The organism is Pseudomonas sp. GW821-FHT09C09, from assembly GCF_059418105.1.
This window is the reverse complement of the sequence record NZ_JBWKPF010000005.1, coordinates 466,157-491,331: the sequence shown is the minus strand read 5'-3', so window position 1 is coordinate 491,331 and position 25,175 is coordinate 466,157. Positions and strand designations below refer to the sequence as shown.

Sequence of the window (25,175 nt, the reverse complement as noted above, 5' to 3'; positions counted from 1 at the left end):
GTCCTTTTGCGTGCTTTATACGGAATCGTCCGAGCGTAGCGCGGTGTACGAAAGGAAGGCAACCTAGACCTATGCTTAACGTCGCCACTGGCAGTGATTCTTGCCTGTCACTCGGGTGTGGAGATAAGCACATCCAACGAAGCAGCGAACGGGTCGGGGACCCTGGAGAAATACCTGCTTCACGGGGTCGGAAACCCGCGGGATTTTGTTAGCGGCACGACTTCGAGCTTATTGAATTTCAATCATTGAAATCGAAAGGATTCCGTTGAAAAAAGGCCATCGTTACAGGGGAGGTAACGATGGCCTATTGTGTTGATGATTCCGCACGTCTTCGGTCGTCAACCGTTTCAACCTGTCAACCAATGTAAAAAAATCAGCCGGTCTCAAGATCAAGCGGGTTTTGTGCCCCGTGCCATTCAGAAATACTCAGGGTCCCCGGCGACCTCTCAACACCTTGTGCAATCGCACTGGTGAACTGTGTGTTCACCCGGTTCACCCGGTTCACTAAGCTGCGCACCTGTCCGCTAACAAAGTCCGGCGGGTTTCCGACCCCGTGTCTTGAAGAAAACCTCAGGGGCCCCGGCACACTGCGGCAGATACACCTGACGTTCGCTGGTGGGAATGATGCTTACGGGGTGTGGGGGTATGTCCCCCTCAAAAATGCGGTGTAACTCGTGTAACTGGTGTAACGATGGTTAGTAAGTAACTGTATTTATTGAATATTTATGATGTTACATCGGCTGCGTACACAAACATTTAGGCGTATAACTCTGGCATCTGGTGTAACACTCCGATGCTTGAAAGAGGGACGGAGGAGGTCATGTCCATGCGCAGGAGACCAGGTACTTCCCCACTCCCAGTCCGCCCAATAGACGCGATTAACGGGCTGTAATCATCAGTTTGGCCGCTCTGCCAGCGATCAGTCAGAAGTAGTAACGGGCCGCTTTCGGCCAAAAGCAGCCCTTCGGAGGCTCAAGTCGCACTTACTTCGAAAGCCCGTTTGCGCCGTCGTCGATCTCACACAAAATCCGCTCGAGCTCAGGTCGCGACCATTTCTCCCAAGGAAATACATCCCGGTCATCACCGGTGTGCCAATACTCGCCTGCATCAAATGCCTGATAGATAGAGAATGCCGGTTGGGGCATATCCGCGTGCATGGACAAGTCGATGATATCGCTGATGACAGTATTCATCACCTCATCACAGTAATGAAAATCGCGAGTGCCTGTAATAAACAATCTTGCAACTGAGATCGCCAACTGATTCAAAAGATCGCTACTGTCGATCTGTAGGTGCTCACACATCACACTCAATTCCGTATTTGGGGCCTTTTCAATGACCGTAAGTACGTAATCAAGGTTGTAATCACTTAGACCTTTGTTCATGGGGTAACAGCACTCGTCAATTCAGTTTTGCCATGGATTCAGGACAGGCTTGTCAGAAAGGCATATTGCCAGATTTGCTGCCGAAGGTCCGCTTAGGGTCGAAAGCTGCTGCAGGCTCCGATGATGCGTATCCAAACCATTCTCCTGCCGACGCATGAGCTAGGCTTTGCAAACCCCTCATTTCCAGGATGAACAGCATGCCAAGTAACTCGGCTTCCAATATCGCCACTGCGGACGCCCTGACATTGCTCCTGCACAACCAGCATGCACTGGCGGCGGCAATCGAGGAGGTCGCCGTTTGGCTTGCAGCCAATGGAGTGGCAGTGGTTGCAGATAACGCTGTGATGGCTATGGAGACCTTAGATACAAATGCAAAAGCGATCACAGATGCGATTATGCGACTACGGCAGTCGTAAGGAGTCGCTCCATTAGGCACCAAGAAGGGTTGGCAGAACATGGAAGGCTATATTCGGTTCGATCGTTTTATTGATCTGGAAACATCGCTCGAGCAACTTCTTGCTCAAATTCAAGGGGCGCCAATGACTGCGACCTGTTGGAAGTGGTCGCTCATCGCCGCTCATTCTGCCCTGCAGGGAGCTGTATGCATTGCGCTTCGAGGTAGCGCAGGTTTTGATACATGGAAGCCAAGTCACCTCAAGAAGTGGTTAGCGGCGTATGAAAATAATGAGGATTTACCTGATCCTCAACTCGACTTCTTTATGGAGCTATTCGACAAGCTATTCGGTAAAGAGTCCGGAATAAACCGAGACTTGATAAGCTGGCTGAATGGGTCCAGAAACACATTTATTCACTTCAACACAGATCACCTCTCCATAGACCGCAAGTCTATTGTTAGTGCAATTGAAGAGTCAGTAACCGCGATCATTGAGGCACCGACACGTAGCCAGGGAAATTTTTTCTATGAGGAGCAGCAACTCCAGCGCTTCGAAGTGCTCTGTCAGAGCATACGGGCGAGACTTAAGATATTAGCGGTTACCTAGCGCTGGGGCTCAGCCGACGGCATCTACTCCGACCATAGTTCTTGAGGCGAATAAGATCGGCTTTTGGTCGATAGCCGTCCTCGGCGTCAGATGCGTCGAATTCCGGCCTATGTTCAATTGGCTCCCACACCTGGGCCGGTGTGGGGGCCTTTTCTTGCGCGCTTGGCAATCACGGCGGCCGGTGCGTTTACCATCTACCTGCCCTCTGGAGTCACGGCAGCCATCCATTACCCCAAGAGCGACCGCATTCGGCCAGAAGCGGACATTGGCAAACGACCGCCTTCGGCCATCCATAAAAAGACATTAATTTTGCGTCGGGATGCCCCTAGTCGAAGCGATCAGTTGTTTGATCGATTTGAGCTGCCACCCAAACTGGCAAAAATATTAAATCAAACATCTCTAATGATGTATGCCCCATGTAGTTCTTTTATTTCATCTCCATGCTCTAAATACAGACTCCCCACGGCGCTGAATCTTTCCGGCGCGACTCCAAAGGCATCGATAATTTTATTGCTCGCCCGAGAACGATCTTTAATCCATGCCTCGTACATCGCCTTGTATTCTTCAGAGTATGTTAGCTCACCGCTCAAACTTTGAGTAAAACAAGCATTGATAATGGGACCGTCACCGGATGCGAATTTCACAAAAAGCTCTTGCGAAACGGGAATAAATTGTGCTGAGTTGGTTATGCGCTCTAAATGGATTTTGTCTAGCTGAGGATTAAAACGAAGGTAATTATGAGTGCGCATCAAAGCGATGGAGAATTCAGAAGGTGAAAATCCGAGATCGACATGTGCCCAATAGGTCATCAACAGTGCGATCTTCTCAACAATAAAATGAATTTCTTGGTACGAGGTATCAGCTAAGTCTGGCGTGTCCCCATGCGCAACTTTATCTCTAATCCTTTTTATTAATGAAAAGTCGTCATCTGTCAAATTTATAACTTTTAGAATATCCTTGTCTGTTAATCCTATCGTGTAGTCGTATTTCTCTCTGAATGACAAACCACGCGACGTCAAAAAAACTGTTCCGACGAGAGATTCTACATCTTTAAATTGCGCATCATTTAAAGGGTGCTTTATTAACTTTAACTGCTCTGCAAATTTAGTTACCCGCTTGCTTTCAGCTTTGGTAGCTTTCTGATTAGCCATTGCTGTATAGGAGCTAACGTACTCGTCAAGCAAACTTACATAGCCAAGAATTTTGAACTCCCAGAACCCCTCATAACGTTGCATGCCGGCAAGCCGAACCCACGACGTCTTCCTGTAATTGGATGCGTAGTATCGTTCAAACACTGACTGCCATTTATCATCTAACGAGTGTCTTTGAGCTAAGCAGCTTAGCCAAAACTCGCCTCTTGAAGATTCTCGATCTACTTTTCTAAATGCCGAAAAGTAAATAGGCATAGCGTAGCTCGCACCACATCCAACCCATACATTTGCAATAGAAATAGCATTGGCAGTTAATACAGACAATAAAGTAGATAACTCAAACGTTTTGTCTTTTACCTCCTTTACTGAAAATCCACCATCCGTTCGCTCAAAAATAAAGCGTGTATGTTCATGTATTATATGGTCTTCGCCACGCTTGGTTAGACTGCCAACTGTATCGGTCTTTAAAGAGAAGTTCTCATCCGTCGTATTGACGCTTACCGATAGCTGAGGTACCTGGTTTTTCCAGCTAATATTTTCGCCAATTTGGCCGGTAACATATTGTCCACGCAAAAACCAATCAGATACATCTCCATATTTTATATGAAAATAGGTGATTTCAGATATGATGTCGCCAAGTACGACGAAGTCCGCGTATAGCGAATACCTTTCAAGCTCGCAATTGAGTAGTGTGAGCTTCTGGCCATTTTTTGCTTTTGCCCTAAGAATCGAGAACTCACGTCGCGGAGCTTCATAGTGTTTCGTCAAATCAAACTGTATGCGAATCAACGTTCCGTCGCCAAACGAAAGCTGTCCCTGACCTATGACGCCTTGGTCGTCATCATAAACTTCTACGTCGTACTCAAATTTGCTAGAGAAATCAAAATCATTTTTCATTGATAATCCATTATTAAAAAACTGTCTGACTTATTTATATACGAAATTTCGCGTCAAAAATATGCTTGGGAGACAGTATTTAGGAGATGTTTTGTTAATGCCTGCCGAGAGCTTTTGGCCGGATTTTGCCAGTCTCCATTGGCAGCTATGGGACGATAGCTGCCTCCCGAGGATGACCGCTTTTGGCCGAAAGCAGACGTCCGTGAGCGTCGGCTAGTGGGTAGACGCGGTCGTTAAGAAAAAATCGTGGAGGACAGCTAGGAGCAGCTCTTTTCTATCAGGTTGGGCGGGCCGAGCGATACTTCGCGGAAGGCTTCATCACCTACCCGAGCGTAAAGCGACGATCGAGAAGGCTGCCGCGAGCTATAGGGAAGCAGTCGAGGGCGTAGGCAAGGTTCCTATTGTTAGTCCAGATTTGTAGACCGGAGAGAGATGATCATCTCTTCGAGGATCTAGTGGAGCAGGCGATTAATTCCCGCTTCGCCATGGTGCCTGGAGCGATCAATGTTGGCATTCGTGAATTGTCATTGGTCGGGGCCGATCACTTCGATTTACAGGCTACGGGTGGCATTTATCGAGCAGGTGATGGTGCATTGTGGAAGGCGCGAGATAACAGGCCATCAATTTCACGTCTGCTCATTGTGTCCACAACGTTGACTCCTTTTGCTGATGGTAGCGATTCTTAGATGGTGAGGTCGCAGGCGCGAAGGATGTGATCAACAAAAGAAAAGGCCTCTGAGAGGCCTTTTATTCAGCTGCGTTATTTCTTCACCCAGCTTTCAACTTCGTCGGCACCGTGCTTGGTTTTCCACTCCTTCAGCGTCTTGTGATTGCCGCCTTTGGTTTCGACCACTTCGCCGGTGTGCGGGTTCTTGTAGACCTTCAGAGCGCGAGGCTTACGCTTGCCAGGTGCCGCCGCTGGTGTTGAAGCGCGCTTCGTGCTTTGCGGATCCAGCAGGTTGATGATGTGCTTGAGGCTGAAGCCGTATTGGTTGAGCAACTCGCGCAGCTTGGTTTCGAACTCGATCTCTTTTTTCAACGCGCCATCGCTCTTCAGTGCTTCCAAAGCCTGAAGCTGTTCGGCGAGGTGCTTTTCGAGCTGGCGGTATTCGGCAAGTTTGGACATGTTTGATTCCTACATTTGTTTGATGAAAGTTTGAATGTTCGTGCGGCTCACAAGTTCAGCGCTATTCTGACAGTTTAAGCATCCTCTCGGATGCTGATGATCTCGGCTTTTATCAATTTCACGGTGAGAATCTCGACTTTCGTTTTTATGCGAGGTTTGTCCACGAATTCCAGCATTTCCTTCAAGGAGACTATTCGTGCTCTCAGTAGCTCTTTCCAGTTTGGGGTGTTTCTAAGGTCAAATTGAATGATCATTTTGTAGCCTGTGGAGGTATAAACAGCCTACCTACGTAGGCTGTTTCGGTGGCTCAGCGAGTTACAGTGAAAGGATGTCTTGCACGCTGTACTGGCGGGATCGCTCCAACAGTTCGTGCCAGTTCCAGCTGTGGAAGTCTTCGCCTTCTTGTGGAAGTACCAGCTTCATCAGGCTGAGGTGTTCGCCTCCAAGCATCCCTTCGGTAGCCCACAGCTTGCCGCCCAGCTCCATCAGCGCTTGCGCTTGTTCGTTCCACTGTTCTTCAAGCACGATGCGGGCAAGGTACATCGCGGTTTCTTGGGTCGAACTGTATTCTCTTTGCGCTTCGGCAATGTGCTGGTCAACGATGGACAGCTCCTGTTCCAATGCAGTGATGATCAGGTGTTGGCGACGGTTGTGTTCGGTTGCCGTCGCGAGGTTTTTCGCGGCCTTCTGCGCATCGGCATTGGCGTTCTTTTCGCCCTCGGTATCGCCCCAGGCCACTGCCTGCGCATAAGCGGTGGCGGCATCGGTTTCGGCTTGCCGGGCCTTGGCCATGTCCTCTTCCGCCTGCTGCTGAATCTGCGCCAAGCGGGTGCTGAGGCTGTCGCGTTTTTCGTTGAGTTCTTGCTCGTCGGCTTTCCAGTTCGCCATCGACTCGGTGTAACCCGCCATCAGGGTTTCATGATTGAGCAGTTTCTCGCGGCGAGTGATCTTCGCATCGAGCAGCCAGGCACGGTGCTTACTGGCGTCGTAAGGAACTTTCAGGCTGCTGTGCTCCTTGCGGATTGCGGTCAGCCGTTCCTCCTCGATGACTTCGTCGCCTTCCAATAGCGCCTCCAACGGCGCCATCTTGGTGTGGTGCTGTTCAGCGTCGCTCAAGTGTTTATCGCGTTGGGCGGTCAGATGGTTAATCTCGTCGATCAACCGTTGTTTCTTGTCACAATGACCGGTCGCGGCAGTGTTGTCCGAAACCGGCCGTGCCAGCCCGGTGGACTCGCGGCCGAGCAGTTCGTGTTGTTCGGTAGAAGCGTGGAATTCGTTCATCTGTCTTGTTCCTTCAAAAATGGGTTTGGGTTGAATGAGCGGCTGGCGAGGCCGGGAATAAGCCGGCGCTACCTCGATCAGCGGACGTGCCTTCAGGCAGCCCGAGCCTCGCTCTCATCCGTTCCCGGAATCCTCTTCACGATGTAGCAGCGTTGCTGGCCGAGGCCGGGCAGGCGGACCAAGCTCGACGCCTTACCGTCGCTGCTCGGTTCCAGAACGCCGCGCTGCAACAGTTCCTTGTTCACCGCGTTGATGTTCATGCCGCGGAAGATCTCGGAGCGCCACGCCTCGGTCAGCACGTAATAAGTGTTGGTGGTGTGCATGGTGTCGCCCATGCCGTGCTCCAGCGTCTTGCGAAAGCCCAGGCGGTCAATGGTGCGTGGGCCGTGTTCGTCGATCTTCGCTGCCGCCGATTCCCAGCGGGTGAAACGGCTTTCGCCGAAGCGCTCGATGACCTGGCGCAGCCGCGCCAAGATCGCATCGCCCTCGAAGTTACCGGCACCACCGCGCTCGTGGAGCCAGGCGTTCAAGCACACCCGAGCGGCGGTGGTGGCGGTGCCGTCCGGCCAGCCGGTAATGCCCATCGCGGTGGCCAGCTCGCCGGCGGCAGCTGCAAGGCCGAAGCGAGCGGCGGCACGGTGTGCTTGACCGCTGGCGGACGCCGGGAGCGCTTGGGCAATAAAGCCTTCCAGCGTGCGGCGCAGGATTGCCGCCCAGCCGTGACGCTTGCCGGGTTCGCACAGCGCCGTCAGGAACGCGGTAAGCGGTGTGCCGTAATAGTTCGCTACGCGAGCCTTGAGTGCGTCGGAAAGGGCGGCGGCATCTTCGAAACCGTTGAGCGTGTCGAACATGCCAAGGCCTTTGCTGGCGTCGGCCGGAACGGCGAGCATCCGCACCTCCATGCCGGCCTTCAGTTCCTTGTTGGCTTCGGCCATGTGCTGGGCCAAGGTCTTCTCGCCGGTGGAGAGGAACAGCAAGCGCCACTCTTGCACCTGCCGGCCTGCTTGGCCTCGATCATTGGCGCGGGCCTTGCCGGTGCCGTTGCCGAGCATGTACACCGTCTCGCCGATGATGCGGGCATCACACATGCCGATTTCATCGAGCACCAGAAGCCCGTCGGAATGCGCGGCAGCGATCGACTCCAGCGCGTTGTCGGTCGAGCGCCACGAGCGCACCAGACGCGGCCCGCCGTAGATCGAGGCGGCGACTTGCAGGTGCGTTGTCTTGCCGCCGGAGCTGTCGCCGTACAAGTGAAAACCGCCCGATTCGTGGCCGAGCAGGTGCAGCAGGGGACCGGCGAACGCCACACCGACGACAAACGCCAAACGGTGGTTGCCGATGCACAGCGCACCGATTTGCTGTTGCCATTGTTCCAACGTGCCCGCTTCGCTGATCGGCGGAAGCTGCGCGCCGGCCTCGTAGAAGTGCAGGTGTTCTGCGTGCTTGCCGACCTGCTGCTCGGGTAACAGAAAGGCGTTGTCATGCCAGCCTAAACGGGTGACCAGACGGGCACGTTGTGCGCTGTCGAAGCCGCCCAGGTAACTCTGCAAATCGTTGCGGGCGTTGCGCCCCGAACGACTGCCGGCCAGACGCAAGCCCATGTCCACCAACGGGCCGAGTACGTCCTTACCGAAGTCGCCGGTCATGGTGCGCGCTGGGATGTTCCAGCGTTTCTTGGTGCCGTCGGGGTCGTCGAATTCGACCAGCAAGCCCCAGTTGTGGCCCTTCTCGTCACGAGTACGCGCAAGGATTGCCAGCGGCGAACACACCGGGCGTGCTTCGCCGTCTTCGCCGGCATAAAACACACCTTCGGGCGTCAGGCGAAAGCCTCCCGGCATCAGGTCGTTTTTCGATTTTGCCGGTCGCTTGGCCGCTGCTTTGGGTTTCACTTCCGGCTCTGTTTCCGGCTTGGGTTCCACCTGGGCAACTACCGGTTTTTCTTCGATCACACCGAACAGCTCACCGCTGCTTTCCAGCGTGGTGAAGTGGCCGGCGGTCCAGCCTTTTTCGAGCGCATCGGCGGCATCGTCGCCGTCATCCCATTGACCACCCTTTGCGAACGCGGCGCGGTCGTTCTTCAGCGTCGGCTTGCCTTTGAACACCTCCAGCGCGATAACCCGGACCGAAGCGGCGCCGATTTCGCGCAGCTTTTCGGCAACGGTGGCCATGCAGGCTTTACCGCTGTCATCGTTGTCCGGCCACAACAAAACTTCGCGTCCCTTGAGCGGCGTCAGGTCGGCTTTATGCCAGGAGTTGGAGCCGTTCGGCCAGCAGGTGGCCACGTAGTCCGGCAGTAACTCGGCGGCGGCATCCACAGCTTTCTCGCCTTCGCACAGAACCACTGGTGCGTCAGCGCGCTGGGCCAGTTCATCAAGGTTCATTAGCGGACGCGGATCCGGCAGCCCCTGCCAGCGCCATTGTTTGGTTTGGCTATCGGCGCGCTGACACCATGTTAGTGGCGCAAAGACCTTCTTCGGCTTGCCGTCTTCATCCGGGCCGAGGTCGAAGCGATACAGCGCCATGAGCGGCTGACCCTGCGCATCGCGATAGATCCAGACCTTGGACGGCACACCATGATCACGGTGCTTGGCCGGGCACTTGTTCATGGCCTCGGTCGGGATCGGTTGGATAGCGTTCCATGTTGCTGCCTTGGGCTTGCTCGAGGCTGCTTCTATCTTGGCGGCGCCGGGCGCAACGTTCAGCCAATCCGCCAGTTTGTGGCAGGCTTCGACGTCGCTGCCGCCGTCCAGATAGCGCACCAGATCAATCAGGTCGCCGCCTTTGTCGCCGGTGGCGAAGTCTGCCCAGGTGCCCTTGTTCAAATTGACCTTGAGCGAACCGGCGCGCTTGTCGCTGCGAGTCGAATTCGGGGCTGTGTATTCCTTGCCGCCGTCCACACGCTTGCCGTTGGGCAGCCAATGCGACAGGACACGATCAATGTCTTTCAGCGCGGCGGCTTTCACGTCGGCAAAGCTTGGACGTTTCGTGGTGCTGTTCGGGCGTTGGCTCATGTGTCAGCCCTCGGCAAAAACAGCGCATCGTTGATGTCGTCGATCAATGCTTTGGCCATCTCGCCCAAGTAAAGGGCGGGCCAGCTGAAACGCTCGCCGTGGTCACTCATGGCCGCGTCGAAACTGAGCTGGTTCGCGTGATGTTGCAGCAACGACACCATCTCCAGTGCGTCTTCGACGGGTACTCCGGCATTGACGCGAAATAGCTTCAGGTCGGTGGCATTAACGCGAGAAAAGGTAGCGTGGCCCGGTGTGGTGGAAATGCTCATAGCGCACCGCCTTTCTGCACCGCAGGCGTCGAAGTGTTGTCACCGTGCATGGCCAGCGTTTTGATCAGGCCGAGGGTGCCGCGCACGTCCCAGAGGACGGCGGCAATAACATGATTGGCAAGGCGCGAGGATTCGTTTTCGAAGTGATCCTCAAGCAGCGTCAGTACCGAGTCAGCGCGATCAATCGCGCAGGTGATAGCATCGATAGGTACGCCGGCCTCTGCGCTCGGATTCACGCAGAGCAGATCTTCGGGCAGGGCAAAACTCAGGGCGCTGTTCATTGGGCACCGCCTGCGGTTTCGAGTGCGCGGGCTTTGGCCATGTGAGCGTTGTAGCGGGAGAGGCGTGTAGCGAGGCTGGAGTTGGCGTGTAAAGCGGCGAGAGCCATTGCACGGTGTGCAGCGGCGCGAATTTTGGACGGATTGAGGGCAGGCATAGGTGACACTCCAAGTTTGAAGATGGAGCTGCCACTGATCGTCGCCAAACGATTTAGGGTGGCAGCTGTGCGCAGGTTGGCGAACCGGGAACTTGGAACCCGGCAGACCCGAAGGTCTCCCACGCACAGCTGCCATAACACGAAACGGCGGGCACAAAAAAAGCGCCTGCTGTCGGATGGGGCGCCTGTGCGCCAAGTAACTCGGGTCGCCAAACCCGGTCGCTGAATTTGCAGCGACGGCCAGAGAGTAACGTCCGTGTTTCGAAAGTGCAACAGCGCTGATGGCTTGCGGATTTTTCAGGTGCGGCATAAATTGTTTGTGCATGTAGATTGACCTCAACGCCTCCGGATCGCCCCCGGAGGCGTTTTCGTTTCAGGCGTGGGCTTCCCAGCGCAGGGATAGAAGAGGCAGGAAGCCGCCGCTGAGCATGGAGCGGGCGTCTTCGTAAGCGTCGACCTGCTGGCCTTCGTCGACGACAACAGCCCCGGTCTTTTCGCAATGGAGGGATAGGGCGCACCAAGTGCCGTCGGCCCAGCTGAGCACGCTGACTACGCGACCTAATTTGTCCTGCTTGCTGCGATAGCGCTCGAGGCGCTGCATAAGGCGAGGTGAAAACCCGATTTGACGCAGCACTGAAAACGGATGCATCAAAGCTTTCTCTGCGATTTTGCGATTCATGCGGCCACCTGATCACGCGCCTCAATGCGGCTGCGTGCCCATGCTTGGATTTCGGAAAGAACCCACGCCACTGGCGCTCCGCGTGCGGTGCTTGTGCTCAGTTTTACCGGGCGTGGAAAGCCGCTCTTTGGGCACTGCATTAGCTTGTAAATAGTGGGGCGTGCCAGGCCAACGATAGCCATGACTTCGGATATTCTGATCAAGGTTGTCGCGGGGTCGCGATAAGGAATTTGGTTGATTGTTGACGCGCGGGAGTTAGACATAGTCGTGCCTGTAAGGTGAGAGACAGGCGCAGACTAAAAGACGAAAAAAAAGCAAACATGGTTTGCTTTTCGTCGGTACAGCGAAATTTTATCTAGGGAGAAATTTACCTTTTCTCAGGTATTTTCTAACGGTCGGGGCTGATGCCTTGCCCAGGTCGACTAGCGCTTTGACTAATTCAGTTTCCGTTATGTTGGGGTTGGACGAGATTTGGCTTTTTGCCGCTTTGCTTATGTCCTCAAAAAGCTTCTTGGTGTTCTCTTGTTTGATTGTGCCTGGCTTGGCGTTAGCCTTTCCGGCCGCTTTGCCCTTTTCCGACGCTTTTGCGGCAAAAGCCTTTTCCAGCGCTCTTCGCAGAAAACCTGATGCGCTAAAGTCATTGCGCGAAATGTCCGCCCAGTCCGCTTGTTGATAAAGTGAAGCAAGCATCAAAATCTTGGAGGCCTCGCCATTGAAATCAGCAAACTCCTCTCGTGCCTCGATTTCGAAGTCGCTCTTTCGCTTTCGTTCTCTCTGAATGAGGAGGAGGTATTGTTTGGGGTCTGTCTGTCTGATCTGCTCCACCAGATCTAGATCCAGATCGTAGAGGGAGCGTTCTAGGTCGAAGAGCCAGTTCGCAAGGACTTCAACCGCCTGCACAGCTTGAATAAGCGCATAAGTCGCTACGAGTTGCGTGTCGCTTGCGGGATGATCAATGCCAAGGAAGCGGCGAACGACTCTGGGCAGTGAGGTCGGTTCGGAAAAGTAGAAATGCTCTTCAATAGGGTCGCGAAGTCGAAACATTGTCTTTGTCGCTGATTCAGCACAGTCAGCGTATTGGCCGTCCTCGAGCCAGAAAGATGTTGCATTGTGGATGCAGGTAAACGCGTCACGGAAGTGCTCGGAGAATTGGCTGTATAGCGCCAACTCACGGACAGCGAGTTCGACCTCATCAAGATCCCAAAGCAGGCAGCCAACGTCTACCCCGGCAATCTCAAGCTCTAAAGCTTCGGTGCCAAGATTCCTGTTCATTAAGATACCCCTCGCCCCATACCGTGCGTACTGCCCCAGCGAGGTGTATCTGGCAAAACAGCTGCCAGCAGGGGGCTTGTGGTTCGATGACGGTTACACATGTCAGCAGCGTTACACGCGGAGTTTGTCGAGCTCGGATCCGGTGTAACTTTAAGAAAGTCTAATGTTTTCAACATGTTGGGTTGGGTCGTTACACGAGTAACATCCGTTACACCGGTTTTAGAGATAGGCTGGGTAAGTGATCTCATACCGCCTTTCCAAACTGGGCTTGCACTACATTGCCAGCTGCGAGTCCATCAAGATGATCGGCATACCACTGCATCATCGTTACGCGTTGCTCAAGGTATTGGGCCTTGTTGTATACCCCTGAGATGCCTTCCTCTTTGTGAGCCAGCTGCGCTTCAACATGCTCCTTCGGCCAGCCATGTTCTCGAAGCAACGTGCTTGCGGTGTGCCGAGTACCGTGTCCAACAAGGCGACCCTTGTAGCCGATGGTTGCAAAGACTTTGTTGATTGTGTTTTCACTAATAGTTGGGTTCTTGGCTCCTACGCCGGGGAAAAGCCAGCGACTCCGTCCTGTTAAGCAGTGCAGATCCTTCAGAGCGGTAACAGCTTGATGGGGAAGGGGGCATACAAAATCCCGACGCATCTTCATCTTGGCAGCGGGTGTCGTCCAAATAGCTTTCTCAAGGTCGAACTCTTTCCACTCAGCCAAGCGGACCATGCCAGGGCGCGATGCTGTCCAGACACAAAGCCAAGCGGCGGTGCGGGCTGTCAGTCTGCTTGGTGTGTTTTTGAGTGCGTGGAGGAATTCAGCCAGCTCAGGTTCCAGCAGGTGTGGATGCTGCTGAGTCTTGGGGGCTTGGGCTGCAATGTCACGGAGGCGACTACCCGGATCGTTTTCGGTGAGCCCTAAACCGATGGCTCGGCCGAAGATCTGATTGATCCAGGTGCGACACTTTTCCGCCACGTTGTGTGCGTTTCGTGCTTCGAGGGACGCTTGGAGGTCTGCGCAGTCGGTACGGGTGATTTCGTCGAGGGGCTTATCTCCCAATGCCGGGAGGATGTCCTTATCGAGGTAAGTGCGGATTTTGTTAAGAGTGGAGGGAGCGAGGCCCTTTTCTTCTTTGGCCTTAAGCCAAGCTTCCGCAGCAGCTCGGAAGGTCTTAGTCCTGGCAGCGTCAATGGCAGCTTTGGCAGAGCGTTTCTGTTCGAGAGGATCGGCCCCGCTGCTAACTACCTTGCGTAGTTCGGCAGCTTTGTCCCGCGCCAACGCACCACTCACTTCCGGGTAACCCCCTAGCCCCATCCAAGCCCAATTGCCCGCCGGACGTTTGTAGCGGAGCTGCCAGGATTTACCACCATCAGGTTTAACCCTGAAGTAGAGGCCGTTTCCGTCCCGCTCCCGGTATTCCTTTGATTCCGGCTCCAATCCCGCAAGTGTCGTGTCAGCGAGAGGGCGGCGCTTGATGTCTGCGCGCTTCATCCTTGTATCCCAAAGTTAGGTATTTTTCTCAGGATACAAGCAGGGATACAGGGATACAACGGATAAGGGGAGACAGGGGTAGTCAGGCATGCACAAAAAAACCGGCCAAGTGGCCGGTTTCTTTGGGTCTGAGAGGCTGGTAGAGACTCTCAGATACTGCTATGTGGTGCCCCGAGGGGGCAACGGTCTGAATGCGACGGTAACGTACCATAAGCGGCAAACCCCTGCGAAGCCCGTCTATGCTGGTTATGGGCCGTGTTGCGCGAAGACAGTGAGCGGCAGTTTCGTGCAAGTGCGTGGTAGCCTTTACGCCATTTTTACGCCAGGAGGGTGGAATGGCTTCGTACCGGAAACGAAGTGGTGGTTGGCGCGCTGAGGTCGCGAAGCTGGGTGTGCGTGACTCTCAAACCTTCGACACCAAGGCCGCGGCTATTGCTTGGGCAACTGCTCGTGAGGCTGAAATCATTGCGCAGAGTGGTAAGTCTCGCACAACCGTCGCTATGACGCTTTCGGAGGCACTGCGTAGGTACAAGCGGGATGTGTCACCAACGAAGGCAGGTCAGCGCTGGGAAGAGCTACGGCTTGATAAATTCGACAGGGAACTGGAGTGGGTCGGAGAGTTGATGGATAGCATAACGTCCGAGCAGGTCGCTCAATGGCGGGATGCACGGTTGAAGGTGGTGAAGACTGCGACGGTCAGGCGTGAAATGACGCTTCTGTCGTCCGTCTTTGAACTCGCCAGACGGGAATGGAAAACGTGCCTGGCCAACCCTGTCCGAGATGCGAAACGGCCGAGCAATGGTGCGCCCCGCGAACGTCGTGTTGCTCCCAGCGAGATCAGTGCGCTGCTGAATCGACTTGGCTACATCGAGGGTGAGTCACCGGTGACGCTGCTGCAGGAGTTGGCATATGCGTTTCTCATCGCGATTGAAACAGCGATGAGGCAAGGCGAGATCCTGGGTCTGACCGCGAAATGGGTGAACCTGCGAGAGCGCTTCGTCCATCTTCCAATGACAAAGAACGGCACCAGTCGGAATGTTCCGCTGAGCAAGCGTGCAGGTGAGTTGTTGGAGCCGCTCTACAGGGGCAAGGGCGCAGGCGATCGGCTATTCAGATTGGAGTCAGGATCTGCAGACGCGATGTTTCGGAGGATTCGCGACGAACTGGGAATTGATGGTCTGACGTTTCACGACACCCGGCATGAAGCCATCACGCGCCTGGCTCGTAAGGTCGATGTGCTGGATCTGGCGCGTATCACCGGCCACAAGGATTTAAAGTCGTTGATGATCTACTACAACGCCACTGCGTCGGAGCTGGCGCAGCGTCTGGGATAAAAAAAGCCTGCGGAGTACGCAGGCTTTTTTATTTACGCTGTTTGCCTGGCCCGTCTCGCAGCGGGCAACCGGGCACGATGTTGCCGCAACCAGGTAATCACCTCTACCGCGAACCATCGTTTCGCTGCCTTCAATCCAGTCGCGCAAGGTTGAACGCTCGTGGGAAAGCCAGGTTGAACCACAACCCGACGCTCGACCGTATAGGCGGATAGCTTTAGATACGCGGCGATATCCTGGGCTGTCCATAGTTCATGCTCCGCTGCAACGGCGGGGCGCTGCAGCTGCCGAATCAGTTCGTGTATCGAACTGAGAAGATCCGGCGATTCCATTGGTACATCAGCGGGCATACCGGCGCTCCTTCGCTAATCTCGCGGCCAATTTTTCCGCCATGGCGTTTTCCCATTCTTCTGTTTTGCGTTGCTGACGGAGCTTACTGCAGCGACTATGCCGGGGTATGGATCGAGCAAAACCACAGATGTCGCAGACGCTGGGCAGGTCGAGCCGCTTGCTGGCCAGCGCTGGCCGTATACGGGTAGGGTTTTTGGGTTCAGACATTCTTTCTGCCTTGCAAATGCTGAGTTGAGTTGTTGTCGGCCAGTACCTGGGCGACAACAAGCGTTTCAACGTCGGATAGGTCGCCCTGCGCTCTAGCCATGTCGGTCAATGACTCAAGGCGGATTCGCGCATCGGTGGTCTTGCGCACCTGGTAGTCGAAAAGCGCAGTGCCGACGATGCGAATAGCCATTAGGTGGCGTGCGTTTTCAGTGCCGTAGTCTGGTGATGTGGTAGCCTTCGGGTCGCTGCTGCTTTGGTGCTGTACTCGCATAGTGTTGCCCTCAGTTGCGGTGGGCATCGAGGAGCTGCAACTCCTCGGTGCTGTTGGTATTTCTCTTCAGCCGATAATGGCGGCTGTCCAAGCACTCTTTAAAATCGGTGAAAGCCGGTTTGCGTCTGTGGTTAGCGCCTCCACTTCTGTGTCGGTCAGATCCGGCGAGCTGGGGAAAGCAGCGCGCACGTCCTCGGGGTCGACGTATGCCTCGACGTAACACAGCAGCCACCCGCTCACGTCGTCCAGGCGACCAGAAAGCTCCAGCCGGCCATGCGAGAGTCCTTCATGAAAGCTACTCAGCTTGTCCTCGAACCCCTCCATATCAATGGAGTAGTCATTGCTGATTGACTGATTCACTTCTGCTGCTGAAAAGTCTCTGGCGAATAGTTGGCAGTAGGTCGCGCACAGCGGCTCGCTAACGGTGAACGTCGGCGCCTGGGGGGCGCTCAGCTGGTCGTGGTTGGTACTCATCATTTGCTGCTCCTTTCTTGGTCAAGCCAGGTATTGGTTTAGGTGGCAAGGCTTACGCCTTTCGAACCAGGTGGATTACTAAACCCTCAAACTCTCCCTCTTCGTCCCACGACTTCCATTCCAGAACGCCCCGGATCTGCGCGTCTGTGCAGTTCAAAACGAGAATTTCGCGCTCTCCACGGTTGGCCCGAACCTCCAACGCATCTACCAGCCCGCAAATCGCATACGCCTCGGCGAAGATGGTTCGATTTCCAGACCCGAACTCGGCCAATTTCAGCCGGCTTATCTCGGCGGTTGCGTGGTCTTGCTCTTGGTTATTAATCACTTGAATTTGCATGGCATTGCCCTCACGCCTTGAAGTGCCAGCAGCGAACCGTCTGCGGGATTGGGGTCAACGGAGTGCGCGCCTGCAGCGCTGCCCTGATACTGCTTTCGGTGGGCTTACTTGCCTCAAGCAACTTGTGGGTGCGACCGTCCTTGAGCATTCGTCTTAACGTGGCCAAGTCCGGAATGCGTTGACGGTGTTCGTGGGCGACTTCTGCGAACTGGTTGAGGTTGATCGCGATGACGCCGGCGTTCTTGCTGTGGTTGACCAGCGGGGCGCCAGGGAGGGATTCCAGGTAGTCATAGACCTGCCAGAAGTCGTTCAGCTCTTGCGGGTCGGTGGTGATCGCCGCCTGCCTATCGTTGGCCATGCCCTTGATGTATTGCTGGGTTTCTCGAACCATTTGTTCAGGCAGTTGGAGTACCAATTGAAGGCAGTCGACCAGGGCGAGCAGCATGCTGTGATTGCGGATGATCCGATCCGACGTCAGCTTTTTGCTGGCCCATAGTTCGGCCCGGTACTTCGGGTATGTTTCGGCGAAGCGCTTCATCACCTGCGACTCTGCTTTCATCGCTTTGACTATGAAGTGGCTGACGTCTTCGACTTGCGTCTGCACGAGCGAGTCTGCAGCTGCGCGACTGTCTTCGGTGATGTTGGGCTTTGGGAAATACAGCTTGGTGATCCGGCTCAGAATCGCTTCATGACCGGACACGCCTGCGTTCTGCGCAATTACGATCGACGCACGAAAGGGCGGTTCGTAGGTGTCGTTGCTGTTGTTCTTCACGCCCCGGGTGCGCAGCAGACCACCGCCGTAGTAGTCCTTGAATTCATCCCATTCAAACGATTTTGCGTTATCGGCATCGGTGTTGCGGTCGGCTTCGAGCAGTACCAGGGGAATGTTGGAAACCTGACCCATTGCACGGCTACGGCCGGAGGTGGAACCCTTCGCAGGGTCGAAGCCTTCATAGAGACGCCCGAACAGTTTCCATAGAAATTTGATCAAGGTCGTTTTGCCGGAGTCAGGCTCGCCCGACATTTCCAGGAACGGGAAGCTTTCATAGTCGGCACGGATCTGCTCGGCGAATAACGAGCCAAACCAGTAGGTGAGGGCAACGAGTCCCTTTTCGCCAAAGCACAGCCAGAGTTTCGGTAGCCAGTCATCGCGATAGGCCTTGGCAGTCGGCGCCATGGCGATCTTGATGGACTTCATCAGGCACTTGACCCGTGACTGACCGAATTCGAAATAGTCTTCTTCGTTGGCCTTGTAGACGTTCCCACCTTGGATGGCGATATCGTTGAAGATGTAGGCCTGATGCTCTTTGCTGTACCCGATGTAATCGATGGTTTCGACCGTTTGCAGCCCTTCCGTCTGGCGGATGACGATCTGGTCTAGGTATTTTTGTGTGCCAAGCCAAGTCGCGCCGGCGAACATCAAGCGCGCCTTGAATTCACTGCTCGACGAAATTTGTTTGGGGGTGAACGTAAATTTTTCAGGTGCGTTGTCACTCGGGGTATCAACCTGGAAATAGAACCAGGCGTCGCCGGTCACGTCGTTTACCTGCTTGTAAAGCGCCTCAAATTTGCAGTTGGCAATCTGTTTCAGCGCGCAGACAGACTCCAGAACCTTGTGACGTGCTTGGCGATCGTTCAGCAGTTGATCGTCGTGATCGTCACTGTTGATAAGAGCGCGTTGCTCGTCTTCCAGCTTAGACAGGTCAAACTTTGCCCAGTACATCCGGTCGGCGAAATCGAAATGGAATTCCGACGTTGCGTCTTCCCAGGTGTACATCAAAATCGCTTTCTCGCGGGGCGAAGCCGCCAGAAGCAAGTCGCCTTCGTGGCGCGCAATTTGGAGATCACGCTGACGGCGTTGTTCGCGCTTGTCGGAGTCTTCGAAACCCCAGCGTTGATGCAGATCGTTCCAGTCGAGCTTCTGCCGGCGGCGTTGTGGAATCAGCGCTGCACTGCAGCTGTAGCCCAGCTCACGAGACAACTTCGCCCAGCGCTGTAGGTAGCCACGCGCTGTCGGTTCGTTATCCAAAGCCCAGACCAGTCGCGGCAGTTTGCCTTTACGTTGCTCGGCCAGTTGCTCCAGCGCGTGAGCGGGGTAGCTGACGCTCGACATGGCAGATACTGCCGCGATGCCGTTCTGCAGGAGTGCGATGGCGTCGAAGATCCCTTCGACAATCCATAGTTCTTCTACGGTGGCCAGGTCGACGGAGGGCGGGCACCACCAGTAACCGAGGGCGCTATATTTGGGTTTGAACCGCGCCTTCATTTTGCCGAAGCGGGATGGGCGATCGATCAAACGTTCCCAGTAACCCCCGTTCGGGAGTGGAAAGCGGATTGTGGCGCTGGAGTGCCCCGTCTCGTGATTGACGTAGTTTTCTTGCGTGAACCACCCGGTCAGCATCCCAACGTCAAAGCCCCGGGCGAACTCAAGGTAAGCCCGAGCTGTAACCGTTGGATCGTTGTCTGTTGCAGGCGCGCGCTTGCTCCAGTCCTCGAAAAGGTCTTCGTATAGGTTTTTCACATGCTCGATGTGACCGCAGCGTTCAGGGCGACCACAGCGGATCTGCCAAGGGTTGTCGTATCGAGCGTAGAGTTCTTTCTTCTTGCACTTGGGGCAGGTGCCACCCCGCATGTATTTCGTGCCGGCGCGAAGTTTCAGGTCGAAATCGAACTGCAGTCGCTCGATGACCGTATCTCTGAGGTCTTCTTTCATCATGATGTTTTCTTCGCTGCTTTGAGGCTGAGGCTAAGGCTGTGAGTTAGGGCGCCGATCAGACTTTTCTGAGCGGCCATCACCGGGCAGTTGGCAAGGATCGATCCGTGGCGGAGGCCATCGGGAATCAAGCGGAACTGGTCTGCGTACCAGAGTTCGTTGAAGCTGAGACGGTACTGCTCGCGCAGGTTGGCCAAGAGCGCTTGAGCCTCTACAGGCGTCAGTTTTGCGTTGATGTTCAGGGCGTTTTCCATCGTCAAACCTCAATTTCGGGCGCAGCTCACCCAAACCCACGGCAATGGGGAATCGGGAATTTGTTGGTTGGGTGTTACGGCGTGGTGATGCGGAAACGCCCGTTGTCCGGCGCGTTCAGAATGCGTTCATAGATCAGGCTGACAGGGATGGCCCAAACCTCACCGGTGCCCGTGTCGGTGATGACCGTGTGGGTCGGCGTGCTGGTCAGAACGTCCAGACGCTGCCGGCTGTTGGCTGCTGATAGATCGCTGTGGGCCAGATGAACGATTTTCTCGGCAGTCGGTGTGAGTACGTCGAAGTCTGCGACCAGGTGCTGAACTGCCCGCTTCACCAGCTGCTGGTCGTCGCTCAGGTGTTCGCACTGATGCCGCTCAAGAAAAAGCAGCGCTGCAGCTTTGAGCATGTCCTGATATTCCTGTACTGCGTGCATGGTGTTCATTGGGCTTTCCCTTCGCGGTAGAGGGCGATCGCTGCCAATACTTCCGAGTGCCGCGCCGCCAGATGGAGGTCGTTCGCGTCCAGGATGTGTTCGGCTTCTTCTTCGCTCACAAATCCATCTTCAAGCGCTTCGGCGATAGCCTGGTCAACACAGCCGCGTTTGGCTGCGACCTGCAACGAGCGGGCGTAAAGCTCGACGTTATCGAGGTTTTCAGGACTGACGACCGGTACGAATCGACCGCCATACATTGACGCGATGTAGTTCGGCAGATGGTAGGAACCACACTCTTTTTCCAGCATGAAGATCTGCGCGTCACTGAGTGGGGAGCAGCCAGCGCTTTCGTATGCATGGTTATCAAACTTCTTGAGCTTGAGTCCCAAGCGAATCGCAGCAGCCTCGCGTCCGCCGGTATAGCTACGAATGATTTCGCTCGTCACTTCCTTGCGTGTATCTAGGATCAGGCTTTTCATCTTCTACTTTTCCCTGTTGAGCCGTGGCACTACTGTTCAATTTCGCCGTCTTTGATTCCAAGCAGTACGGCGGCGCGATGTGCCTCCCCACGGCGACCTTTTTTGCGACCGTTTAAAAGGTCGCTGACCAAATTCTTATTCAGTCCATGTTTGCGACTGAACTCGGCGATGCTGATCCCTCTACGATCAAGCGCCTCGCGGGCTTGCTCGGGTGTAACAGTGGCGGGCATAGTGTTCGCTCGTGTGCGTTCGTGTAGGTTCGTGTTTGTACGACGCAGATTATGACCAGTTTATTTGTCCTGTAAAGGGGCTAGAGTTTGAAAAATTTGTCAGCGGGAGAAATCTCGGAGGTGAGTGCAGGCGAATGCTTGCGCGAAGAAAGGGTTCGACTCGGCCTAAAACAAGAGGAAATGGCTCAGATCGGCGGCGTAACCCGCAATACTCAAGGAAGTTACGAGAGAGACGAGCGCCGGCCAGATACGGGCTATTTGAAAGCCTTGAATGCGGTAGGTCTGGACGTTCTCTACGTCATTACAGGCGAACGAACTCCCACGCCGGTGGGGGTGTTGAGCGAGGATGAGGAGGTATTGATTAAGCGCTATCGAAGCATGCCGGCTGAAGACCAAAAATCTGTGCGTCGCTTTCTCCAAGCGATCGCGGATGACGTAGCGAAACAAAAATAACTGTGGAAAAGGGTTGTAATGCATTCGCAACCGCTCCGTTTTACAGCATTTCCCCGCCTCGATAACGTCGATCCAGCAATGCACTTTTATGGAGTAGTGAGCATGTTGGATCGCGCAGTAATTGATAATGAACAGTTCCAATCTGGCGAGTTGGAATGGGATGCGCTTTCGAAAATCGAACGTCGTCTGGTAGCGCTTTATCGCCAGCTGACCGAGGAAGATCGAAAACAATTGAGACGCCTTACTGAGGCGTTGGCCACGATTCCGGAAGAATCGGAAGTCGCCTAATCTCTGATTGGTTTCAGCGATATAACCGATCGCCGGCAATTGGGTCGGCGGTTTGTGCCTTACGCCACCGCCTGTGTTCCCAACTGCTCGAACAGTTCTCGCTGCTTCGCCCTGGGCATCTCGCGTAGACGATCCATCAACATGCGTTCGAATGTCTGCGATGACGGGCTGAGCGTGTGTGAGAACGTCAGATTCGCCACCCAAGTGTGCCCGCACTTTGCGTCCAGGCACTGGCAGTAGAGTTTGACGAACTCCGTCGTAACCTCTTCCCGTGAAGCAATCCGGCCTTTGTGGCCGCACTTGCATACAACTCTCATAGTGTCCCTCCCCAGGGGCAGCTGATCGCCACCATATTGCCACATTTTGTAGTGGCATTTGCTCCGAAAAGTGTTTCATACAGTGGCTTCCACTGCGTCTGGTGCAGGTTTCCAGCTAAAGCGCCTGTCTTCTCGCAGTCGGTCATTCAATTGGTTGAACAGCTGACAGATCGGGCGAATCTCGTTGCTGGTGTACACTCGGTCGATCTTCTCGATGTCGCCGAACCCGCCGGTGTTTTCCGGGATGATGCCGGCCAGCGCGGGGTTCATTCGCCACGCTGCTATGACGTCGTTCCGGGTGATGTTTTTCACCTTCTCCAGTTCGTCTTTCGCCTGAAAGTCACCTACGGGAATGATCTGAATCGCGTTTTCCTTGCCGTTGGGGATGTTGACGAACATCGAGCGGAAGTTGCCCACGCCCTTGCTCGCGCTGATCTGTGCGCGCAGCTCGTCTTCGTCCTCTTCGGTCAGGTCGGGGTCGTTGGTGTAGAAGATGTAGCCGGCGTGCGCGCCGTTGCTGTAGTAGCGTCGGCGGAAGAGGGTGGCGGCCTCATTCAGCAGCAACGCCTGCAGGCCGCCCAGGTAGTCCGGAATCCCGTAGATGTTCTGTTCCACGTCGTAGTCCAGGACGTGGGAGATTTCGTGCGCCTCGAATTCCATTTCCTTGTTGTCTGGCAGCAGCATCACGAAACCTCCGTCGACCTTGACGCGCATGTTGATCGCCGGCAGGTGCTGCAGCTCCAGCACCTGGCCGAACGCATTGGTGTCGTTGTAGAAGTACGCTTCGCCGAACACCATGTAGTCCAGGCCGGCGCGCCCCATCGTCTCTGTACTGCAGCCAGCCGAGGCGATGAACTCACGCAGCAGCAGGTTGCGCTTGAACTTCGGAATGGCGCCGTGGTGCGCGTTGGCGCGCAGCAGCTTCGCCAGGCCTGCCCGCGACACTGGCGGCTTGTAGATCTTGCCGTCGTCGCTGGGAAACACGCCCACGTACTCGCCGATGTTGCCGGACAACACCTGCTCCGGCTCCCCGAACGTAAACGAGCGCATTGGCTGTTGCTGTGGTTGGGCTACGTGGTGTTTTCTGCGTTTGCGGTTGGCCATGGCTGCTCTGGTTACTCGTGAGGTAGCGGCTGCGGCGCCGCTTGTTGGTGTTCAAAGGTTCATTGAAAAGTGCGTGCATCACCGCCCAAGCAATGTCGGCGTGACCGGTCGCTTCGGTACGAGATGCGCTGTAGGTGATCTGGCCGCTGTTGGTAGCGCCGCGCTTGATGGTCAGGAACGCCTGGGCGATATCTGTCCATCCTGCGTCCCACTCGATGCGACTGCCTTGGATCGTGTCCTGGGCTTTCAGTACCAGGGCGTTTTTCGCTTCCAGGCTGTAGTGAATCGGCGTTGCCTTGGCGTAGAAGTCGCGCACCAGGTCGAACACGCCGTAGCCGATACCGGTGATATCGATGCCGATGTGCTGGACGTTGAAGCGCTTGGTCAGCTTTTCGATTTCGCTGGCCTGGTGCTTGAAGGACGTGCCTCGCCAGCTGTGCTTCTCCAGGATGCGGAACTTCGCCCCGGCTTCGAGCGGCGGCGCGATGACCACACAGGTCGCATCGTCGCGGGTGCGGCTCGGGTCATAGCCCAGCCACACCGGGCTGTTGCCGAATGGCCGATCCAGATCCGGTTTGTAGTCCTCCCACAACATCACATCCGAATAGCAGCGCTCCAGATCCTTGAGGCTGAACGCGCTTTGGCTGCTGTCGATGAACTTGCAGTAGAACAGCTGCTGGAATTTGTCTTCGTCGTACTCCAGCTGCAGCTGCTCCAGGTCGAACAGATCGCAGCCGCCGGCGATCGCATCGTCCAGGGTGATCGTCTTGCGCCACTGGCCGTCCGGACACAGCGCGCCCTGCGTGTAGGCCGCTTCACTGGGCCATTCGCCGCCGGCCTTCTTGCCGCGTTTGCTGTTGCGGAACTCGTCGCCCGACCAGAACGGGTACGCCTGGTGCGACACCGCGCTGGGGGTCGAGAAATAGGTTTTGCGCCATTTCTTGTGGGTGCCCATGGCGCTGGCCACGGTGCTGAGTTTTTCGAAGTCACGTATCCAGAAGTATTCATCCACGTAGACATGGCCGTGGTAGCCCTGGGCGGTGCTGCTGTTGGTACTGAGGAAGCGCAGTTCGGCGCCGTTGCTCAGGGTGATCGGGTTACCGGTCAGCTCGATGCCGAACCACTGCTGGGCAAACTGAATGATGTAGCTGCGGAAAATCTCCGACTGTGATCGGCTGGCCGACAGGAACACCTGATTGTCACCGCTCAGCACGGCGTCCATGAATGCTTCGCCGGCGAAGTAGTAGGTCAGGCCGACCTGACGGCTTTTGAGGATGTTCCGGACACGGCGGGTCAGTGGGTTCTGTTTCGCCTCGAACAGCTCTTTCTGGTAGCCGTACATTTTCGAGATGAACTTATCCAGGAAGTCCACTTCGGTCAGGCCGCTGATGTCGTTCTTCGCTTTCTTTTCGCGCTTCTTGCCGCCGCCCTCGCTGCGCTCACGGCGCTGACCAGGTGGGCGCTCGCGAGGCTCGTCCGGACGGTCTGACGGCGCTGTCGGCGCGGGTGTCGCAGCCAGCTTTTTCAGACGCTCCAGCAGGCCGGTCAGCCGCTCCAGTTCTTTCAGTTCGGCATCCGTCAGCGGATCGATCTTTTCCAGAATCAGGGTGATTCGCCGGTTGACAGCGCTCAACGGTTCTTCATCCGTCAGCATCTCGTCCCAGCCGCCTTGGCGAATCCAGTAGTAGACGATACGGATATTGGGCAGCTTCAAATGCGCCTGGATTTCCTTCACCGAACAGCGGCGCAGGTAGAGGCGTTTTGCGGCTTCTTTGACTTCGGTCGGGTAGTTCATGGGCCGCAGTCTATGCGGCGAAAACGCCGGAAACGCGGGGTGAAATCCCACCATTCGCCTATATCCGGGAAATAGGAGAACGCTGAAAACCAACCGTTTGTTTGAGGGGAATCGGCTCCCTATCGTGGCGGCTCATTCAACGATTG

28 protein-coding genes are annotated in these 25,175 nt (G+C 55.3%); 5 read left to right on the top strand and 23 right to left on the bottom strand.

Going from position 1 to position 25,175, the window contains the following annotated elements; all coding sequences use genetic code 11:
* Positions 1-983: 983 nt before the first annotated feature.
* Complete coding sequence (locus tag AC07NR_RS18820) at positions 984-1,385, bottom strand: hypothetical protein (protein ID WP_495079145.1); 402 nt, start codon at positions 1,383-1,385, stop codon at positions 984-986.
* 197 nt (positions 1,386-1,582) lie between these two features.
* Between AC07NR_RS18820 and AC07NR_RS18815 the strand changes: the two genes are divergently transcribed.
* Positions 1,583-1,801 (top strand): hypothetical protein, encoded by a 219-nt coding sequence (locus tag AC07NR_RS18815; protein ID WP_495079144.1) that lies wholly within the window; start codon positions 1,583-1,585, stop codon positions 1,799-1,801.
* 39 nt (positions 1,802-1,840) lie between these two features.
* The gene (locus AC07NR_RS18810; RefSeq protein ID WP_495079143.1) at positions 1,841-2,386 is read left to right on the top strand and encodes a hypothetical protein; all 546 of its coding nucleotides are present in this window, start codon (positions 1,841-1,843) and stop codon (positions 2,384-2,386) included.
* Between the two features lie 389 nt (positions 2,387-2,775).
* Here AC07NR_RS18810 and AC07NR_RS18805 read toward each other — a convergent pair whose 3' ends face one another.
* From AC07NR_RS18805 to AC07NR_RS18760, 10 genes are all read right to left on the bottom strand, one after another.
* Positions 2,776-4,434 carry an ApeA N-terminal domain 1-containing protein gene (locus AC07NR_RS18805; protein ID WP_495079142.1) on the bottom strand — a complete coding sequence of 553 codons (1,659 nt, stop codon included), beginning with the start codon at positions 4,432-4,434 and terminating at the stop codon, positions 2,776-2,778.
* A 760-nt stretch (positions 4,435-5,194) separates the two neighbouring features.
* Positions 5,195-5,560: a histone-like nucleoid-structuring protein, MvaT/MvaU family gene (locus tag AC07NR_RS18800; RefSeq protein ID WP_085606863.1), complete on the bottom strand. Its 366-nt coding sequence runs from the start codon at positions 5,558-5,560 to the stop codon at positions 5,195-5,197.
* 315 nt (positions 5,561-5,875) lie between these two features.
* Entirely contained in the window at positions 5,876-6,718 is an 843-nt protein-coding gene (locus AC07NR_RS18795) for a chromosome segregation protein SMC (RefSeq protein WP_495079211.1), read from the bottom strand.
* A gap of 215 nt (positions 6,719-6,933) precedes the next feature.
* Positions 6,934-9,852: a DUF927 domain-containing protein gene (locus tag AC07NR_RS18790; protein ID WP_495079141.1), complete on the bottom strand. Its 2,919-nt coding sequence runs from the start codon at positions 9,850-9,852 to the stop codon at positions 6,934-6,936.
* Positions 9,849-10,121 (bottom strand): DUF3077 domain-containing protein, encoded by a 273-nt coding sequence (locus AC07NR_RS18785; protein WP_085641054.1) that lies wholly within the window; start codon positions 10,119-10,121, stop codon positions 9,849-9,851. Before AC07NR_RS18785 ends, AC07NR_RS18790 begins: the two co-directional genes overlap by 4 nt.
* Positions 10,118-10,402, bottom strand: a complete 285-nt coding sequence (locus AC07NR_RS18780) for a hypothetical protein (protein WP_495079140.1) — start codon at positions 10,400-10,402, stop codon at positions 10,118-10,120. Before AC07NR_RS18780 ends, AC07NR_RS18785 begins: the two co-directional genes overlap by 4 nt.
* Positions 10,403-10,930: 528 nt before the next feature.
* Positions 10,931-11,236, bottom strand: coding sequence for a hypothetical protein (locus AC07NR_RS18775; protein ID WP_212805642.1), 306 nt, complete (start codon positions 11,234-11,236; stop codon positions 10,931-10,933).
* Entirely contained in the window at positions 11,233-11,499 is a 267-nt protein-coding gene (locus AC07NR_RS18770; RefSeq protein ID WP_085655305.1) for a helix-turn-helix transcriptional regulator, read from the bottom strand. The genes AC07NR_RS18775 and AC07NR_RS18770 overlap by 4 nt, the downstream gene beginning before the upstream one ends.
* An 88-nt stretch (positions 11,500-11,587) precedes the next feature.
* Complete coding sequence (locus tag AC07NR_RS18765; protein ID WP_495079139.1) at positions 11,588-12,508, bottom strand: hypothetical protein; 921 nt, start codon at positions 12,506-12,508, stop codon at positions 11,588-11,590.
* A 244-nt stretch (positions 12,509-12,752) separates the two neighbouring features.
* Positions 12,753-13,994 carry a tyrosine-type recombinase/integrase gene (locus tag AC07NR_RS18760; protein ID WP_495079138.1) on the bottom strand — a complete coding sequence of 414 codons (1,242 nt, stop codon included), beginning with the start codon at positions 13,992-13,994 and terminating at the stop codon, positions 12,753-12,755.
* 335 nt (positions 13,995-14,329) lie between these two features.
* Between AC07NR_RS18760 and AC07NR_RS18755 the strand changes: the two genes are divergently transcribed.
* Entirely contained in the window at positions 14,330-15,328 is a 999-nt protein-coding gene (locus tag AC07NR_RS18755; RefSeq protein WP_495079137.1) for a tyrosine-type recombinase/integrase, read from the top strand.
* A 32-nt stretch (positions 15,329-15,360) separates the two neighbouring features.
* Here AC07NR_RS18755 and AC07NR_RS18750 read toward each other — a convergent pair whose 3' ends face one another.
* The 9 genes from AC07NR_RS18750 to AC07NR_RS18710 all read right to left on the bottom strand — a co-directional run bounded on the left by AC07NR_RS18750 (position 15,361) and on the right by AC07NR_RS18710 (position 21,072).
* Positions 15,361-15,657: a hypothetical protein gene (locus tag AC07NR_RS18750; RefSeq protein ID WP_495079210.1), complete on the bottom strand. Its 297-nt coding sequence runs from the start codon at positions 15,655-15,657 to the stop codon at positions 15,361-15,363.
* A gap of 218 nt (positions 15,658-15,875) precedes the next feature.
* Positions 15,876-16,181: a hypothetical protein gene (locus AC07NR_RS18745; RefSeq protein WP_495079136.1), complete on the bottom strand. Its 306-nt coding sequence runs from the start codon at positions 16,179-16,181 to the stop codon at positions 15,876-15,878.
* Positions 16,182-16,220: 39 nt separating this feature from the next.
* Positions 16,221-16,631: a hypothetical protein gene (locus AC07NR_RS18740; RefSeq protein ID WP_495079135.1), complete on the bottom strand. Its 411-nt coding sequence runs from the start codon at positions 16,629-16,631 to the stop codon at positions 16,221-16,223.
* A 49-nt stretch (positions 16,632-16,680) separates the two neighbouring features.
* Positions 16,681-16,965, bottom strand: coding sequence for a hypothetical protein (locus tag AC07NR_RS18735; protein ID WP_495079134.1), 285 nt, complete (start codon positions 16,963-16,965; stop codon positions 16,681-16,683).
* 10 nt (positions 16,966-16,975) lie between these two features.
* Positions 16,976-19,678 carry a toprim domain-containing protein gene (locus tag AC07NR_RS18730; RefSeq protein WP_495079209.1) on the bottom strand — a complete coding sequence of 901 codons (2,703 nt, stop codon included), beginning with the start codon at positions 19,676-19,678 and terminating at the stop codon, positions 16,976-16,978.
* Positions 19,678-19,932, bottom strand: coding sequence for a hypothetical protein (locus tag AC07NR_RS18725; RefSeq protein ID WP_495079133.1), 255 nt, complete (start codon positions 19,930-19,932; stop codon positions 19,678-19,680). The genes AC07NR_RS18730 and AC07NR_RS18725 overlap by 1 nt, the downstream gene beginning before the upstream one ends.
* Before the next feature lie 74 nt (positions 19,933-20,006).
* Positions 20,007-20,372, bottom strand: a complete 366-nt coding sequence (locus AC07NR_RS18720) for a hypothetical protein (RefSeq protein WP_495079132.1) — start codon at positions 20,370-20,372, stop codon at positions 20,007-20,009.
* A complete protein-coding gene (locus AC07NR_RS18715; protein ID WP_495079131.1) occupies positions 20,369-20,842 on the bottom strand; it encodes a YmfL family putative regulatory protein in 474 nt (157 codons plus the stop codon). The genes AC07NR_RS18720 and AC07NR_RS18715 overlap by 4 nt, the downstream gene beginning before the upstream one ends.
* 29 nt (positions 20,843-20,871) lie before the next feature.
* On the bottom strand, positions 20,872-21,072 hold the full coding sequence (locus AC07NR_RS18710) for a DNA-binding protein (RefSeq protein ID WP_495079130.1): 201 nt from the start codon (positions 21,070-21,072) through the stop codon (positions 20,872-20,874).
* Positions 21,073-21,159: 87 nt separating this feature from the next.
* On the opposite strand from AC07NR_RS18710, the gene AC07NR_RS18705 reads away from it, so the two are divergent.
* Together AC07NR_RS18705 and AC07NR_RS18700 are read left to right on the top strand one after the other, a co-directional pair.
* Positions 21,160-21,525, top strand: coding sequence for a helix-turn-helix domain-containing protein (locus AC07NR_RS18705; protein ID WP_495079129.1), 366 nt, complete (start codon positions 21,160-21,162; stop codon positions 21,523-21,525).
* Between the two features lie 102 nt (positions 21,526-21,627).
* A complete protein-coding gene (locus tag AC07NR_RS18700) occupies positions 21,628-21,813 on the top strand; it encodes a hypothetical protein (protein WP_495079128.1) in 186 nt (61 codons plus the stop codon).
* Positions 21,814-21,872: 59 nt separating this feature from the next.
* Here the strand turns inward: AC07NR_RS18700 and AC07NR_RS18695 are convergent, their stop codons facing one another.
* From AC07NR_RS18695 to AC07NR_RS18685, 3 genes are all read right to left on the bottom strand, one after another.
* A complete protein-coding gene (locus AC07NR_RS18695; RefSeq protein ID WP_495079127.1) occupies positions 21,873-22,130 on the bottom strand; it encodes an ogr/Delta-like zinc finger family protein in 258 nt (85 codons plus the stop codon).
* Positions 22,131-22,205: 75 nt separating this feature from the next.
* Complete coding sequence (locus AC07NR_RS18690) at positions 22,206-23,075, bottom strand: phage portal protein (RefSeq protein ID WP_495079208.1); 870 nt, start codon at positions 23,073-23,075, stop codon at positions 22,206-22,208.
* Positions 22,987-25,029, bottom strand: a complete 2,043-nt coding sequence (locus AC07NR_RS18685; RefSeq protein ID WP_495079126.1) for a terminase large subunit domain-containing protein — start codon at positions 25,027-25,029, stop codon at positions 22,987-22,989. Before AC07NR_RS18685 ends, AC07NR_RS18690 begins: the two co-directional genes overlap by 89 nt.
* Between the last annotated feature and the right edge of the window lie 146 nt (positions 25,030-25,175).